The following is a 420-nucleotide window of genomic DNA, read 5'->3' as shown; positions in this document are numbered from 1 at the left end:
GTTCAGAACTTCAAGGACCTCGTCGGCAAGGGCTTCTACGACGGCCTGATCTTCCACCGGATCATCGACGACTTCATGATTCAGGGCGGCTGCCCGCAGGGCACCGGCACCGGCGGCCCGGGCTACAAGTTCGAGGACGAGTTCAACGACCACAAGGTCGTCCGCGGCGCGCTCGCGATGGCCAACGCCGGCCCGAACACCAACGGATCGCAGTTCTTCATCGTCACCCGTGAAGACGCCAGCTGGCTCGACGGCAAGCACACCGTGTTCGGCAAGGTCACCGACGGCTACGACGTCGTCGAGAAGATCAGCCTCGTCGACACCGACGGCCGCGATCGCCCGACGACCGACCAGGTCATCGAAAGCATCACGATTTCCTAGTCGGGTACCGCCGGGGGCAGGAGAGCCCCGGCCGGACAC

The 420-nt window shown here is 64.8% G+C and carries 1 protein-coding gene; it reads left to right on the top strand.

What is annotated here, in order from left to right:
- Positions 1 to 381: peptidylprolyl isomerase (locus tag BJP32_RS16790; RefSeq protein WP_076224893.1), on the top strand; the 381-nt coding region annotated here is incomplete at its 5' end.
- Between the last annotated feature and the right edge of the window lie 39 nt (positions 382 to 420).

Origin of the sequence: Brevundimonas sp. ZS04 (assembly GCF_001956865.1) — a bacterium.
GTDB lineage: Bacteria > Pseudomonadota > Alphaproteobacteria > Caulobacterales > Caulobacteraceae > Brevundimonas > Brevundimonas diminuta.
This window is presented reverse-complemented; position numbering and strand designations above follow the sequence as displayed.